The sequence below is a fragment of the Herbaspirillum huttiense genome (genome assembly GCF_047300815.1).
Classification (GTDB): domain Bacteria; phylum Pseudomonadota; class Gammaproteobacteria; order Burkholderiales; family Burkholderiaceae_D; genus Herbaspirillum; species Herbaspirillum huttiense_A.
The window spans coordinates 5295118-5309619 of the sequence record NZ_CP178608.1 but is presented as its reverse complement, the minus strand read 5'-3'; the positions used below and the strand labels follow the sequence as shown (position 1 = coordinate 5309619).

The following is a 14502-nucleotide window of genomic DNA, read 5'->3' as shown; positions in this document are numbered from 1 at the left end:
GCAGGACAAGCCGGAAATGATAACAGCACCCCCGCCCCCTCTGCCGCGCAGGCCCGCATTCAGCGATCCAGCAGGAACACGCCATCGCTGGCCGCCGCGCCCGCCTTCTGCAGTTGCGCCACGCACCAGTCGGCCAGGGCCGCATCCTCCATCTGCAGGAAGCGCGCATTGGTGATGCGCAACAAGGGGATCTCCCGCATCATCGCCGGCAAGTCCGCCAGTGCAATCCGACCGCGTTCGAGCAGCAGGAATTTCACCAGGACCTTGATGCCATTGTGCGCATTGCGCAGCGGATCGGCCTGCAGATAATCCAGCCGCGAGAAGGCCTTCTCCAGCGCATCGTCCACCTCGGTGAAGGGCGCGCCATGGCCGGGAATCACTGTGCGCACATCGAGGCTGCGGATCAGCTCCAGCGTGGCGCGCGCCTCTTCGAAACCGGATTCGCCATCCAGCTCCGGGAAGATGATCCCGAAGCCATTGCGCCACAAGGCATCGGCCGAGATCAGCACACCCTCCTGCGCGCAATACAGCAGCAGCGCATGCGGGTCGTGGCCGGGCGCGGCCAGGGCGGTCCAGTCGAGGTCCCCCAGGCGCAGCACCTCGCCGCTGCGGATCAACTGATCGTGCGTAAAGCGCGGACAACGCTGGCCGGTGGCACGGTAGCTCAGGGCGTCTTCGTCCCACTGGCGCACCTTGGCATCCTCGGCAGCCGGGATGGCAATGCGGCAGCCATAGGCGGCGTGCAGGGCGGCATTGCCGCCGCAGTGGTCCGAATGCAGATGGGTATTGAGCAGCACATCGAGCCGCTCCCGCCCGCGCTGGTGCAGGACGTGGCGCACCAGCGTCTGCGTCTGTTCGGCATGGGCAACGTAGCCGCTGTCGATCATGGCGACTTCATCGCGGCCGAACAGCAGCACGTTGTTGGATGACAGCCAGCCCCGCTCCAGCACGTGCAGCGAGGCGGGCAGGCTGAGTGCGGAAGTGTTCACGGCGCGCGGCTCACGCGGCCTTGAAGTCCAGCAGCTGCGCACCTTCGGCCACCTGGTCGCCAACCGCGTAGCGCAGCGCCTCCACGGTGCCGGCCGAGGGCGCGGCGATGGTGTGCTCCATCTTCATGGCTTCCATGATGAGCAACGGCGTGCCTTGCGTCACGCTCGCCCCCTGGTCCACCAGCAGCGCGACGATCTTGCCGGGCATGGGCGCGGTCAGCCGTCCGCCCTCGGCCTCGGTGTGGCCTGCATGGGCCATCGGGTCGGGCAGGCGCAGGCTGTGCTGGTTGCGGCCATCGAAGAGGTGCAGCCCTTCGCCTTCCCATGCTACGTCCGCTTGCAGGGTGCGGCCATCCAGGGAGATGCGCACGCTGTCGGTACTGGCCGCATACAGGGCCAGCGTGTGCGTGTTGCCGCCGATCTGCAATTGCCATTGCCGACCGTCGCCTGCGTAGTCGATCCGGACTTCGCTGTTGCCTGAGTCATCCTCGAAATGCAGGCTGCGTTGCAGGCGGGTATTGAGTCGCCAGCCGCTGGTCTGCGCCCAAGGATCGCGGCTGTCCTGATGGCGCTGCTCCTGTTGCAGCAGGGCAGCTGTGGCCAGCGCCAGCGTGTCGGCCGTGGGCGCAGCCGGGGCAGGGAACAGCGCGTCGCGGTGGCGTTCGATCAGGCCGGTATCGAGATCGGCCGTCGCAAATGCCTGGCCTGCAATCAGCCGCTGCAGGAAGCCGATGTTGGTCGCCAGTCCGACCACCTGGTATTGCGCCAGCGCACGCGCCATGTTGCGCAGGGCCGCATCACGGTCCGCACCCCAGACGATGAGCTTGGCGATCATCGGATCATAGAAGGGCGAGATGGCATCGCCCTCGCGCACGCCGGCGTCGATGCGCACGGCCGCCGGTTGCGTGGCACCGGGTGCGGCCAGCGTGAATTCCACCGCAGGGGCGCTGCGCATGCGGGTGAGCGTGCCGATGGCGGGGAGGAAACCTTTCTCGGGATTCTCCGCATAGATGCGCGCCTCGATGGCATGGCCCTGGATGCGCAGTTGCTCCTGCTTCAGCGGCAGCTCTTCGCCCGATGCCACGCGCAATTGCCACTCCACCAGGTCCAGTCCGGTAATCATTTCCGTGACGGGGTGCTCGACCTGCAGGCGCGTATTCATCTCCATGAAGTAGAAGCTGCCATCCTGGTTGGCGATGAATTCCACCGTGCCGGCACCGACGTAGCCCACCGCACGCGCAGCCGCCACAGCCGCCTCGCCCATGGCAGCACGGCGGCCGCAGCTCATGCCGGGGGCCGGGGCTTCTTCCAGCACCTTCTGGTGGCGGCGCTGCACCGAGCAGTCGCGCTCGAACAGATAGACGCAATGGCCATGGCCATCGGCAAAGACCTGGATTTCGATATGGCGCGGACGGGTCAGGTATTTTTCCACCAGCACGCGGTCATCGCCAAAGCTGGAGATCGCCTCGCGCTTGCAGGAGGCCAGTGCCGCTTCAAAATCTTCACTGCGTTCGACCACGCGCATGCCCTTGCCGCCGCCACCGGCGCTGGCCTTGAGCAGCACCGGGTAGCCGATGCGGTCTGCTTCCGCGCGTAAAAAGTCGCTCTCCTGGCGCTGGCCGTGATAGCCCGGCACCAGCGGTACGGCGGCCGTTTCCATCAAGGCCTTGGCAGCGGATTTGGAGCCCATGGCATCGATGGCCGAGGCCGGCGGGCCGATGAAGACCAGGCCGGCATCGGCGCAGGCCTGGGCGAATCCGGCGTTCTCCGACAGGAAGCCGTAGCCGGGATGGATCGCCTGCGCGCCCGTGGCGAGTGCGGCGGCGATGATCTTGTCGGCGCAGAGATAGCTTTCCTTGGCCGGGGCCGGGCCCAGGTGCACGCTCTCGTCGCAGGCGGCCACGTGCTTGGCCTGCGCATCGGCGTCGGAATAGACGGCCACGGTGGCAATACCCAGGCGGCGGGCGGTGGCGGCCACGCGGCAGGCGATTTCGCCGCGATTGGCGATCAGGATCTTGGTGAACATGGTGTCTCCTCGGTGGCGCGCTTCAGATGCGGAAGACGCCGAATCGGGTCTCTTCGATGGGGGCGTTCAGGGCGGCCGACAATCCCAGCGCCAATACCTGGCGGGTATCGGCAGGATCGATCACGCCGTCGTCCCACAGGCGCGCCGAGGCGTAATACGGATGGCCCTGGGTTTCATATTGGGCGCGGATGGGCTCCTTGAAGGCGGCTTCCTCTTCGGCGCTCCAGCTGCCGCCGCGCGTTTCGATGCCGTCGCGCTTGACGGTAGCCAGCACGCTGGCGGCCTGCTCGCCACCCATCACCGAGATGCGCGCATTGGGCCACATCCACAGGAAGCGCGGCGAGAAGGCGCGGCCGCACATGCCATAGTTGCCCGCACCGAAACTGCCGCCGATGATGACGGTGAGTTTGGGGACCTTGGCGGTGGAGACGGCCGTGACCATTTTTGCACCATGGCGCGCAATGCCCTCGTTCTCGGCCTTCTTGCCGACCATGAAGCCAGTGATGTTCTGCAGGAAGATCAGCGGGATCTTGCGCTGGCAGCACAGTTCGATGAAGTGCGTGCCCTTCTCGGCCGCCTCCGAAAACAGGATGCCGTTGTTGGCGATGATGCCCACCGGCATGCCGTGCAGGTGCGCGAAACCGCACACCAGCGTGGTGCCGTAGCGCGCCTTGAATTCATCGAACTCACTGCCGTCGACGATGCGGGCGATGACCTCGCGCACATCGAAGGGCTTGCGCGTATCGGTGGGGATCACGCCATACAGTTCCTGCGCCGGATACTTGGGTTCCACGCTCTCGCGCAGGGCCAACTGCTGCGGCTTGCGGCGGTTGAGGTGGCTGACGATGTTGCGCGCGATGGCCAGCGCATGGGTATCGTCCTGGGCCAGGTGATCGGCCACGCCCGAGAGGCGCGTGTGGACGTCGCCGCCGCCCAGTTCTTCGGCCGTCACCACTTCACCGGTGGCCGCTTTGACCAGCGGTGGCCCGGCCAGGAAGATGGTGGCCTGTTCCTTGACGATGATGGATTCATCGCTCATGGCCGGCACATACGCACCGCCTGCGGTGCAGGAGCCCATGACCACGGCGATCTGCGCAATGCCCTTGGCCGAGAGGTTGGCCTGGTTGTAGAAGATGCGGCCGAAGTGGTCGCGGTCGGGGAAGACCTCATCCTGGTTGGGCAGGTTGGCCCCGCCGCTGTCGACCAGGTAGATGCAGGGCAGGTGATTGAATTCGGCGATCTCCTGGGCGCGCAGGTGCTTCTTGGCCGTCATCGGATAGTAGGTGCCGCCCTTGACGGTGGCATCGTTGCAGACGATCACGCACTCCTGCCCGGCCACGCGGCCGATGCCGGTGATGATGCCGGCCGAGGGGGCGGCATCTTTCAGGTTGCCTTCGCGGTCTTTCTCGCGGTACATGCCGTAGGCGGCCAGCTGCGAGAATTCCAGGAAGGGCGTGCCGGGGTCCAGCAGCATTTGCACCCGGTCGCGCGGCAGCAGTTTGCCGCGTGCCACGTGCTTCTCGCGCGCGGCCTGGCCGCCGCCTTCGGCGATGGCCGCTACCTTCTGGCGCAGGTCGTCGACGATGCGCTGCATGGCATCGCGGTTGTGCTGGAATTCCTCGCTGCGCGGGTTGAGCTTGCTTTCAATCTGCGGCATGGTTTGGTCTCTCTGTTCAGTTTCTTGTTGTGCTGTCGGCCGCACCGGTGCTGGTGCAGCGGGGCATGGTGCAGAAAACGTCAGTCCTCCGGGAAGCGCCCGTCCACGTAATACCAGCGGGCCTGGCCGCTGTCGTCGGGCTGGCGCACGAAGTTGCTGATCTCGTGCAGGCGGTGTGCCTTGCCGCCGACCTTGAAGCGCGCCACGAATTCGACGGTCGCTTCATCGCTGCCGCTGGCGTGCTGGTGTTTCTTGATGTCCAGGCCGATCCACTTGACGTCGGTTTCGCTGGTCAGCTCTTCTTCCGGCAAGGTGTCCGGGAACCAGGTCGCGCGCAGGTAGGCTTCGTCGCGCAATGCGAAGGCGGTATAGCGCGAGCGCATCAGCAGCTCGGCCGTGGCCGGCACCTGGCCACCGGTGATGAAGCGGCCACAGCATTTCTCGAAGCTGGGCTGGCCGCAGGGGCAGGGGCCGGACTTGTCTTTCTTGGTGCTCATCAGATCTTTCCGTTCTTGAGGAAGGCTTCCAGCTGGGTGAAGCGGTCGAAGCCCCAGAATTGTTCGCCATCGACGATCATGAAGGGCGAGCCGAACACGCCAGCCTTGCCGGCCGCTTCGGTGGCTGCGCGCAGCTGCTCCTTCAGTTCGGGCGTGCCCAGCGCCGTTTCCAGCGCGGCGCGGTCGATGCCGTTGTCGGCGGCGATGCGCAGTACGTTCTCGGGCACGCTGATGTCGATGTCTTCGGTGAAGTAGGCGCTGTACAAGGTCTTGATCAGGGCCACTGCCTTGGCCGGCTGGGTCTGCTGCACCCACAGCGTGGCGCGCGCAGCCACTTGCGTGCCGATGGGGAACTGGCTCGGGGCTTTGTAGAAGATATTGTGGAAGCGTGCGGTGCGCTCCATGTCGTGGCGCGAGTAATCGCCCTTGACCGGAATGTTGGCCAGCGAATTGGTGCCCAGTGCCTTGAAGATGGGGCCCAGCAGGATGGGATGCCAGTTGACGCTGCGGCGGTATTTCGCGGCCAGCGTGTCGATCTCGACCGCAGCGAAATAGCCGTAGGGCGAGCTGAAGTCGAAGTAGAAATCGATGGGGGAGCTCATGATGTCCGTCGTGTTTTAGGTTTCAAAAGAGGGGAGGGCGCTTACAGCGTATCGGCAAACAGTTCGCGGCCGATCAACATGCGGCGGATCTCGCTGGTGCCGGCACCGATCTCGTAGAGCTTGGCATCGCGCCACAGGCGGCCCACGGGATATTCGTTGATGTAGCCATTGCCGCCCAGCGACTGGATCGCTTCACCCGCCATCCAGGTGGCCTTCTCGGCCGAGTAGAGGATGGCACCGGCGGCATCCTTGCGCAGGGCGCGCACCTTGTCGGCGCTGTCGGCACGGTCACAGGCCTGGCCCACCGCATAGACGTAGGCCTTGCAGGCCATCATGGTGGAATACATGTCGGCCAGCTTGCCCTGCATGAGCTGGAATTCGCCGATGGCCTGGCCGAACTGCTTGCGGTCATGCACGTAAGGCACCACCACATCCATGCAGGCCTGCATGATGCCCAGCGGACCGCCGGAGAGCACGCTGCGCTCGAAGTCCAGGCCCGACATCAGCACGTTGACGCCACGGCCGACGCCGCCCAATACGTTTTCTTCGGGGACTTCGCAATCCTGGAACACCAGTTCACCAGTGTGGGAACCGCGCATGCCGAGCTTGTCCAGTTTCTGCGCGACGGAAAATCCTTGATATCCTTTTTCCACCAGGAAGGCAGTCATGCCGCGCGCGCCGGCGTCGAGATCGGTCTTGGCATAGACCACCAGCACGTCGGCATCGGGGCCATTGGTGATCCACATCTTGCTGCCGTTGAGCACGTAGCGGTCGCCCTTCTTGTCGGCGCGCAGTTTCATGCTCACCACATCGGAACCGGCATTGGGTTCGGACATGGCCAGCGCACCGATGAAGTCGCCCGAGATCAGCTTGGGCAGGTACTTGCGCCTCTGTTCTTCATTGCCGTTGCGCTTGATCTGGTTCACGCACAGGTTGGAGTGCGCACCGTAGGACAGGCCCACCGACGCCGAGGCGCGCGAGATTTCTTCCATCGCGATGATGTGCGCCAGGTAGCCCAGTCCGGCCCCGCCATATTCCTCGCCCACGGTGATGCCCAGCACACCCAGGTCGCCCAGCTTCTTCCACAGGTCCATGGGGAACTGGTCGCTGCGGTCGATCTCGGCCGCGCGCGGGGCGATCTCCGTTTGGGCGAAGGCGGCAACCGCTTCACGCAGGGCGGCGATGTCTTCGCCATGGTCGAAATTGAGGCCGGGCAGGTGGATCATGGGTGTCTCCTCGTTGGGTGTTTGGGGAATTCTTGTTGTGATGTGGAACGATTGCTGTTGCTTGACGTTAACGTCAATGAAGACGATCTGTGCGTTGCGAAATGCCGTTTGCGTCAGGCCGCCACCGCCTTGCGTTTGCTCTTCGGTTTGGCATCGGCCAGCAGTTGCCGGCATTCCTCTTCGTGGGCGGCGATTTCGGAGAGGGTCAGTTCGAGGTCTTCGCGCTGCTGTTCCAGTTTTTCGCGATGCTGTTGCAGCAGGCCCAGGAAGCGCTGCAGCTGCGGCTGCGTATCCTTGGGCGACTCATACATGTCGATGAGGTCCTTGATCTCGGCCAGCGTAAAGCCCAGGCGCTTGCCGCGCAGCGTGAGCTTCAGGCGCGTGCGCTCGCGCGCCGGATAGACGCGATGCCGGCCGCCCACCCCCTCGCGCTTGGGATTGAGGATGCCGTGGTCTTCGTAGAACCGGATCGCGCGCGGCGTGATCGCGAATTCTTCCGCCAGTTCGGTGATGGTGTAGGTTGGCATGGACGGGATGGATTGGGTTGGTCTGGCACTTTACGTTAACGTAAAGTATATTGTGCCCTGTCGTCCAGCAAAAAATGCAGGGCTGGTGCGACGCCTTTGACCTCCCTCTTGATGATCGCCAGGCTTACTGATGAATGCTCTTGAATCCCAGCTTGACTACGCCTTCGGCGACACCCTGCCCGACACCGGCCACACCATGGAGGTGGCACCGGGCGTGCGCTGGCTGCGCATGGGGCTGCCCTTTGCCCTGAATCACATCAACCTGTGGTTGCTGCAAGACGAGCTCGACACCCCGCAAGGCCGCCAGCGCGGCTGGACCGTGGTCGATTGCGGCATCGCCACCGATGACACGCGCACGGCCTGGGAGCGCATCTTCACCGAAGAACTCGATGGCTTGCCTATCCTGCGCGTGCTGGTCACGCATTGCCATCCCGATCACGTAGGCCTGGCCGACTGGCTGTGCCAGCGCTGGCAGGCGCCGCTCTGGATGAGTACCGGTGATTACGCCTTTGCGCGCGTGATGTCGGCGGCCTTGCCGGGGGCCGAGGGGACGGCGTCCACGCCGCATTTCCAGCGGCATGGCCTGGCTGATCCGGAGACGGTGGCCACGCTGCAAGGGCGCAATACGTATTACCAGGACCTGGTGCCGGCGGTGCCGCGTGCGTATCACCGCATGCAGGATGGCCACGCGGTGCGCATCGGTGGACGGGACTGGGAAATCATCACCGGGTTCGGGCATTCGCCGGAGCACGTGTCGCTGTATTGCGCGGCGCTGAATGTGCTCATTTCGGGGGACATGGTTTTGCCGCGCATCTCCACGAATGTGTCGGTGTTTGCGATCGAGCCGGAGAGCAATCCGGTGCAGCAGTATCTGGATTCGCTGGCGAAATACACGCACCTGCCGGCCGATGTGCTGGTGCTGCCTTCGCATGGCAAGCCCTTCCGTGGCTTGCATACCCGTATCCAGCAGTTGAACGACCATCACCGCGAGCGGCTGGCCGAAGTGCTGGAGGCCTGTGCCACACCGCAGACGGGCGTGGATATCCTGCCGGTGATGTTCAAGCGGCCGCTGGATACGCATCAGCTGTCCTTTGCGCTGGGCGAGGCCGTGGCGCACTTGCACAAGCTCTGGTATGACGGCGCGGTGAAACGCTTGCTGGGGGAGGATGGGGTGTATCGGTTTGTGGCGGTGTAAGTCTTCCTGCATCAATCGATGGCATTGATGCAGATGACGCATCAATGAAAAACGCCGGCGGGGATGACCCGGCCGGCGTTATTTTTTTATCTCAGATGTGGGCGGCGTGTCAGCCCGCCTTCTTCTTCATCTCGCGCTCTTCCTTCTGCAGCTTGGTCTTGATGCGGTTGCGCTTCAACGGCGACAGGTATTCGACGAAGACCTTGCCCTTCAGGTGATCCATCTCGTGCTGGATGCACACGGCCAGCAGATCATCGGCATCGACCTCGAAGGCCTTGCCGTCGGCATCAAAAGCGCGCACCTTCACGCGGGCCGGACGTTCCACGCCATCGTAGATGCCGGGCACCGACAGGCAGCCTTCGTCATAGACGCGCTTTTCTTCGCTGGCCCAGAGGATCTCGGGGTTGATGAAGACCTGCAGGTTCTTGCCTTCATCGGAGACGTCGATGACCACCACCTGTTCATGCACATCCACCTGGCTGGCGGCCAGGCCCACGCCGGGGGCGGCATACATGGTCTCGGCCATGTCGGCCACCAGCTTCTTGATGCGCTCGTCGAAGACGGTCACGGGGACGGCAACCTTGTGCAGGCGCGGATCGGGATAACGGAGGATGTTCAGCAGGGCCATACGTGTGTTCTCGGTAAGCTTGGGGTTCGGTCTCGGGGGACCTGGTTCGGGCCGGATCTCGTCATTTTGCGAGCGTGCGGGAAATTCATTTCGGGATTTGTCATGTAAATGCGGCCGAAGCGCGACGCTTCAAGCACGGCCACCGCACAATGCCGGTCCTGGCAGGCCTGTGCGGCGTGGCGCGGCGGCCAGGAGATTCCCGTTTTTCGGAAAAGTGTATCACAGCCCGCCACAGGCCCGCCCGGAGAGCCGCGCCGCACGGCCTTGAGCGGGCGGCCGATGTACAACACTTCATAGGTCGCCATGCAAGAGCCTTTCCACGATGATATTGCCGATCCGGCCACAGAACTGGCTGCCTGGCTGCGCCTGGCCATGACCGAGGGCATCGGGCCGGTGCTGGCGCGCCGGCTGCTGGCGGTGTTCGGTTTGCCGCAGGGCATCTGGCAGGCCGATCAGGTGGCCTTGCGGGCGGTGGTGCCGGCCCCGGTGGCGGCCCGCCTGGTGTGCGCGCCGACCGCACAGCAGCGCGAGCGCATCGCCGCCACGCTGGCCTGGGCGCGGGTGCCGGGGCAATCCGTCATCACGCTGGCCGATGCAAGCTATCCGCCGGGATTGCTGCAGATTGCCGATCCTCCCTTGTTGCTCTACGTGCGCGGCAATCCGGCCCTGCTGTCGGGCAATGCGCTGGCGGTGGTGGGCAGCCGCAATGCCACGGCCCAGGGCGTGCAGCATGCGGGCCGGTTTTCGGAGGAGCTCAGCCGGGGGGGCATCACCATCGTCTCGGGACTTGCGCTGGGCATCGACGCAGCGGCGCATGCGGGCGGATTGGCCGGGCCGGGCTCGACGGTGGCCGTCATCGGCACCGGCATCGACCTGAATTATCCGCAGCGCAATCGCGCACTGGCACAGCGCATCGCCGAGGGCGGCTGCATCGTCAGCGAATATGCGCTGGGCACGCCGCCGCTGGCGGCCAACTTTCCTCGCCGCAACCGCCTGATCTCGGGCATCTCGCGCGCCGTGCTGGTGGTGGAGGCGGCGGCGCAATCGGGTTCGCTCATCACCGCGCGCATGGCAGCCGAGCAGGGGCGCGATGTGTTCGCCATCCCCGGTTCCATCCACGCGCCGCTGTCCAAAGGCTGCCATCAGCTGATCCGCCAAGGCGCCAAGCTGGTGGAGACCACGCAGGATATCCTCGATGAGCTGCCCGGCTGGTCGACGTTGCCGAAGCAGCAAGCTGTCGTGCAGGCAACTTCATCTCGCACTACGGAAGAGCTCGATGCGGCAAGCCAACAGTTATTGCAGAGCCTGGGCCATGACCCGGTCGATGCCGATACCCTCGCGTTGCGCTGCGGCCTTGATGCAGCGGGCCTGGCAGGGAGTTTGCTAACCTTGGAACTGCAGGGTTGGGTGGAGCTGCTGCCGGGTGCACGTTATCGCCGCATCGTGTGAAGAAATTATCCCCGCAGCGCCGCAAATCCTGCCATACTGGCCTTGGCTGACTTGTACATTCATAACCTTCGCGATAGAGTACGAACATGTTTGATGTCCTCGTTTACCTGTACGAAACCTACTATCGCCCTGATGCCTGCCCCGAACCCGAGGCGCTCGTCAAAAAGTTGTCCGCGATCGGTTTCGAAGAAGATGAAATCTCCCAGGCACTCGGATGGCTGACGGATCTTGAAGTCGCCAATCACGAATTCGCCGACAACTATCCCCGACAGACCGCCTTTTCCTTCGGTACGCGCATCTATGCGACCCAGGAAAGTGACATTCTGGGCGTGGAAGCCATCGGTTTCATCCAGTTCCTCGAATCGGCCAAGATGCTGGACCCGATCCAGCGCGAGATCGTCGTCGAGCGCGCCCTGGCCGCCGGCGAATCGCCGATCACCCTGGAAAAGCTCAAGGTCATCGTATTGATGGTGCTGTGGAGCCAGGGCAAAGAACCGGACGGCCTGATGTTCGAGGAACTGTTCCTCGACGAAGACGATACCGAACCGCGCCTGCTGCACTGAACGCACCGGCCTGGCACGAGCGACAGGGCTGGGAGGGAGCCTTGCTGACAACGTGCTGACGCCGCATCCCGGCGCTGTTGCTTCATTTCAAGCCAAATCGGCATGAATGAACATAAAAGCCGCCGAAAGCGCATGAATCACCGAAACGGCAAGCCCTTGTGCTTGCCGTTTCATTTGCATCACGCTTATCATTCCCCCGCATTGGCCCGATATTGGCTACTATATAAAAATTCCGTTGTCCACAGGCAATGAAACGCCGGCCACTTGCGTAGCTTGCCGCCGCCTATCGTTGACCGCCTGGGATGGCATGGTGTTGTTTCGGAGCAGTCCGGCCCCACGTGAGGCTGATGAAACTCCCGCAGCACACCAGCAACTGACCTCTCACCACCGAGACCCATACCTATGAGCAAGACCCTCATCATTGCCGAGAAGCCCTCTGTCGCGAACGACATCGCGAAGACGCTCGGCGGCTTCACCAAGCACGATGAGTATTTCGAATCCGACGAGTACATCCTGTCCTCGGCCGTCGGTCACCTGCTGGAAATCGCAGTCCCCGAGGAATACGACGTCAAGCGCGGCAAGTGGAGTTTTACCCACCTGCCGATGATTCCGCCGCACTTTGCACTCAATCCGATCGCCAAGACCGAGTCGCGCCTGAAGGTGCTCTCCAAGCTCATCAAGCGCAAGGATGTGACCACCCTCATCAACGCATGTGACGCGGGCCGCGAAGGTGAACTGATCTTCCGTCTGATCGCGCAATACACCAAGGCCAAGCAGCCGGTGAAGCGCCTGTGGCTGCAATCGATGACGCCTGGCGCCATCCGCGAGGGCTTCTCCCATCTGCGCGATGATGAAGAAATGCTCCCGCTGGCCAATGCCGCGCGCTGCCGCAGCGAAGCCGACTGGCTCATCGGCATCAACGGCACCCGCGCCATGACCGCCTTCAACTCCAAGGAAGGCGGCTTCTACCTGACCACCGTGGGCCGCGTGCAGACGCCGACCCTGTCCATCGTGGTCGAACGTGAAGAGAAGATCAAGAAGTTCATCCCGCGCGACTATTGGGAAGTGCACGCCGAATTCGTCTGCGCCGCCGGCATCTACAAGGGCCGCTGGCTGGACAAGGGCCACAAGAAGGATGAAGCCGATCCCGAGAAGCGTCCCGAGCGCCTGTGGAGCAAAGCCGCAGCCGACTCCATCGTGGCCGCCTGCCGCGACAAGCCGGGCAATGTCACCGAGGAATCCAAGCCGACCACGCAGATGTCGCCGGGCCTGTTCGATTTGACCAGCCTGCAGCGCGAGGCCAACTCGCGCTTCGGCTTCTCGGCCAAGAACACCCTGGGCCTGGCCCAGGCGCTGTATGAAAAGCACAAGGTGCTGACCTATCCGCGTACCGACTCGCGCCACCTGCCCGAGGACTACATCAACACGGTCAAGGACACCATGGAGGCGCTGGCGGAGAACAACAACTACCACCAGTTCTCCAAGCAGATCTTGAAGCAAGGCTGGGTCAAGCCCAACAAGCGCATCTTCGACAACACCAAGATCAGCGACCACTTCGCCATCATCCCGACCACCCAGGTGCCCAAGAACCTGTCGGAGCCGGAACAGAAGCTCTACGACCTGGTGACGCGCCGCTTCATGGCGGTGTTCTTCCCGCCGGCCGAGTTCCAGGTGACCACCCGCTTCACGGAAGTGTCGGGCCACCAGTTCAAGAGCGAAGGCAAAGTCATGATCAACCCCGGCTGGCTGGCCATCTACGGCAAGCAGGTCGAGGAAGACGACAAGGACAAGGAAGGCAGCGGCAACCTGGTGGCCGTGGCCCCGGGCGAGAAGGTCAAGACCGACAAGGTCACCGCCAACGGCCTGGTCACCAAGCCGCCGGCCCGCTACACCGAAGCCACGCTGCTGTCGGCCATGGAAGGCGCGGGCAAGCTGGTGGATTCGGACGAGCTGCGTGAAGCCATGGCCGGCAAGGGCCTGGGCACGCCAGCCACGCGCGCGGCCATCATCGAAGGCCTGCTGAACGAAAAATACCTGCTGCGCGAAGGCCGCGAGATGATGCCGACCGCCAAGGCCTTCCAGCTGATGACGCTGCTGCATGGCCTGGGCGTGGATGAACTGACCGAACCCGAACTGACCGGCGAGTGGGAACACAAGCTGGCCCAGATGGAGCGCGGCAAGATCAGCCGTGACGAGTTCATGCGCGAGATCGCGCAGATGACCCAGATCATCGTCAAGCGCGCCAAGGAATACGACAACGACACCATCCCCGGCGACTACGCGACCCTGCAGACGCCTTGCCCCAACTGCGGCGGCGTGGTGAAGGAAAATTACCGCCGCTTCGCCTGCACCAAGTGCGAATTCTCGATGAGCAAGGTGCCCGGTGGCCGCCAGTTCGAAATTGCCGAAGTGGAAGAGCTGCTGCAGAACCGCACCATCGGTCCGCTGCAGGGCTTCCGCTCCAAGATGGGCCGTCCGTTTGCGGCCATCCTGAAGATTTCGCGCGACGAAGAGATCAAGAACTTCAAGCTGGAATTCGACTTCGGCCAGGATCAGGCGGACGGCGAAGGCGGCGAGCCGGTAGACTTCAGCGAGCAGACTCCGCTGGGCGCCTGCCCCAAGTGCAACAGCGGCGTCTATGAAATGGGCCTGGCCTATGTCTGCGAGAAGACCGTGGCCAAGCCCAAGGCCTGCGACTTCCGCAGCAGCCGCATCATCCTGCAGCAGGAAATCCTGCCGGAGCAGATGAGCAAGCTGCTCAACGACGGCAAGACCGACCTGCTGCCGGGCTTCATCTCGCAACGGACGCGCCGGCCTTTCAAGGCCTTCCTGGTGCGGGGCAAGGATGGCAAGATCAGCTTCGAGTTCGAGGAACGCAAGGCCAAGGCACCTGCCAAGGGCAAGGCGGCGGCAGCGGAAGCCGATGACGGTGCCGACGAGGCAGTAGCCAAGCCGGCCGCCAAGAAGACGGCGACCAAGACGGCGGCCAAGACCACGGCCACCAAGACCAAGGCGGCAGCGGCCAAGAAGCCGGCCCTGCGCAAGGCGACGCCGAAGAAGGCTGCGGCTCCGGACGCCTGATTCTCTGGCGGCCAGAAACGACAAAGCCCTCGCACTTCACGGTGCGAGGGCTTTTTGTTGGC

The 14502-nt window shown here is 63.7% G+C and carries 12 protein-coding genes; 4 read left to right on the top strand and 8 right to left on the bottom strand.

Annotated elements, in window-relative coordinates:
* Nucleotides 1-59: 59 nt before the first annotated feature.
* The 7 genes from ACLRDN_RS24365 to ACLRDN_RS24335 form a co-directional block, all read right to left on the bottom strand.
* Nucleotides 60-989 (bottom strand): MBL fold metallo-hydrolase, encoded by a 930-nt coding sequence (locus tag ACLRDN_RS24365; RefSeq protein WP_413458372.1) that lies wholly within the window; start codon nucleotides 987-989, stop codon nucleotides 60-62.
* 10 nt (nucleotides 990-999) lie between these two features.
* Nucleotides 1000-3015, bottom strand: coding sequence for an acetyl/propionyl/methylcrotonyl-CoA carboxylase subunit alpha (locus ACLRDN_RS24360; protein ID WP_413458371.1), 2016 nt, complete (start codon nucleotides 3013-3015; stop codon nucleotides 1000-1002).
* A 22-nt stretch (nucleotides 3016-3037) separates the two neighbouring features.
* Nucleotides 3038-4672 carry a carboxyl transferase domain-containing protein gene (locus tag ACLRDN_RS24355; protein WP_310836621.1) on the bottom strand — a complete coding sequence of 545 codons (1635 nt, stop codon included), beginning with the start codon at nucleotides 4670-4672 and terminating at the stop codon, nucleotides 3038-3040.
* Nucleotides 4673-4752: 80 nt separating this feature from the next.
* Nucleotides 4753-5169: a YchJ family protein gene (locus tag ACLRDN_RS24350; RefSeq protein WP_034339977.1), complete on the bottom strand. Its 417-nt coding sequence runs from the start codon at nucleotides 5167-5169 to the stop codon at nucleotides 4753-4755.
* Entirely contained in the window at nucleotides 5169-5771 is a 603-nt protein-coding gene (locus ACLRDN_RS24345; RefSeq protein WP_413458370.1) for a 2-hydroxychromene-2-carboxylate isomerase, read from the bottom strand. The genes ACLRDN_RS24350 and ACLRDN_RS24345 overlap by 1 nt, the downstream gene beginning before the upstream one ends.
* 41 nt (nucleotides 5772-5812) lie before the next feature.
* Complete coding sequence (locus ACLRDN_RS24340; RefSeq protein ID WP_413458369.1) at nucleotides 5813-6997, bottom strand: isovaleryl-CoA dehydrogenase; 1185 nt, start codon at nucleotides 6995-6997, stop codon at nucleotides 5813-5815.
* Between the two features lie 113 nt (nucleotides 6998-7110).
* The gene (locus ACLRDN_RS24335) at nucleotides 7111-7524 is read right to left on the bottom strand and encodes a MerR family transcriptional regulator (protein ID WP_008333608.1); all 414 of its coding nucleotides are present in this window, start codon (nucleotides 7522-7524) and stop codon (nucleotides 7111-7113) included.
* Between the two features lie 130 nt (nucleotides 7525-7654).
* On the opposite strand from ACLRDN_RS24335, the gene ACLRDN_RS24330 reads away from it, so the two are divergent.
* Nucleotides 7655-8719 carry an MBL fold metallo-hydrolase gene (locus tag ACLRDN_RS24330; protein WP_413458368.1) on the top strand — a complete coding sequence of 355 codons (1065 nt, stop codon included), beginning with the start codon at nucleotides 7655-7657 and terminating at the stop codon, nucleotides 8717-8719.
* Between the two features lie 109 nt (nucleotides 8720-8828).
* Here the strand turns inward: ACLRDN_RS24330 and def are convergent, their stop codons facing one another.
* Nucleotides 8829-9347 carry a peptide deformylase gene (gene def / locus ACLRDN_RS24325; RefSeq protein WP_034339988.1) on the bottom strand — a complete coding sequence of 173 codons (519 nt, stop codon included), beginning with the start codon at nucleotides 9345-9347 and terminating at the stop codon, nucleotides 8829-8831.
* 303 nt (nucleotides 9348-9650) lie between these two features.
* Here def and dprA point away from each other — a divergent pair, with 303 nt between their 5' ends.
* From dprA to ACLRDN_RS24310, 3 genes are all read left to right on the top strand, one after another.
* Complete coding sequence (dprA, locus tag ACLRDN_RS24320) at nucleotides 9651-10796, top strand: DNA-processing protein DprA (RefSeq protein WP_413458367.1); 1146 nt, start codon at nucleotides 9651-9653, stop codon at nucleotides 10794-10796.
* An 86-nt stretch (nucleotides 10797-10882) separates the two neighbouring features.
* Nucleotides 10883-11359 (top strand): DUF494 family protein, encoded by a 477-nt coding sequence (locus ACLRDN_RS24315; protein WP_413458366.1) that lies wholly within the window; start codon nucleotides 10883-10885, stop codon nucleotides 11357-11359.
* A gap of 402 nt (nucleotides 11360-11761) precedes the next feature.
* The gene (locus ACLRDN_RS24310) at nucleotides 11762-14440 is read left to right on the top strand and encodes a DNA topoisomerase III (RefSeq protein WP_413458365.1); all 2679 of its coding nucleotides are present in this window, start codon (nucleotides 11762-11764) and stop codon (nucleotides 14438-14440) included.
* Nucleotides 14441-14502: the final 62 nt, after the last annotated feature.

Bases quoted from the DNA above. Each gene is read 5' to 3' on its own strand.
- ACLRDN_RS24360 (WP_413458371.1), bottom strand. From the start codon at position 3,015: ATGTTCACCAAGATCCTGATCGCCAATCGCGGCGAAATCGCCTGCCGC.
- ACLRDN_RS24355 (WP_310836621.1), bottom strand. From the start codon at position 4,672: ATGCCGCAGATTGAAAGCAAGCTCAACCCGCGCAGCGAGGAATTCCAG.
- ACLRDN_RS24350 (WP_034339977.1), bottom strand. From the start codon at position 5,169: ATGAGCACCAAGAAAGACAAGTCCGGCCCCTGCCCCTGCGGCCAGCCC.
- ACLRDN_RS24345 (WP_413458370.1), bottom strand. From the start codon at position 5,771: ATGAGCTCCCCCATCGATTTCTACTTCGACTTCAGCTCGCCCTACGGC.
- ACLRDN_RS24340 (WP_413458369.1), bottom strand. From the start codon at position 6,997: ATGATCCACCTGCCCGGCCTCAATTTCGACCATGGCGAAGACATCGCC.
- ACLRDN_RS24335 (WP_008333608.1), bottom strand. From the start codon at position 7,524: ATGCCAACCTACACCATCACCGAACTGGCGGAAGAATTCGCGATCACG.
- ACLRDN_RS24330 (WP_413458368.1), top strand. From the start codon at position 7,655: ATGAATGCTCTTGAATCCCAGCTTGACTACGCCTTCGGCGACACCCTG.
- def (WP_034339988.1), bottom strand. From the start codon at position 9,347: ATGGCCCTGCTGAACATCCTCCGTTATCCCGATCCGCGCCTGCACAAG.
- dprA (WP_413458367.1), top strand. From the start codon at position 9,651: ATGCAAGAGCCTTTCCACGATGATATTGCCGATCCGGCCACAGAACTG.
- ACLRDN_RS24315 (WP_413458366.1), top strand. From the start codon at position 10,883: ATGTTTGATGTCCTCGTTTACCTGTACGAAACCTACTATCGCCCTGAT.
- ACLRDN_RS24310 (WP_413458365.1), top strand. From the start codon at position 11,762: ATGAGCAAGACCCTCATCATTGCCGAGAAGCCCTCTGTCGCGAACGAC.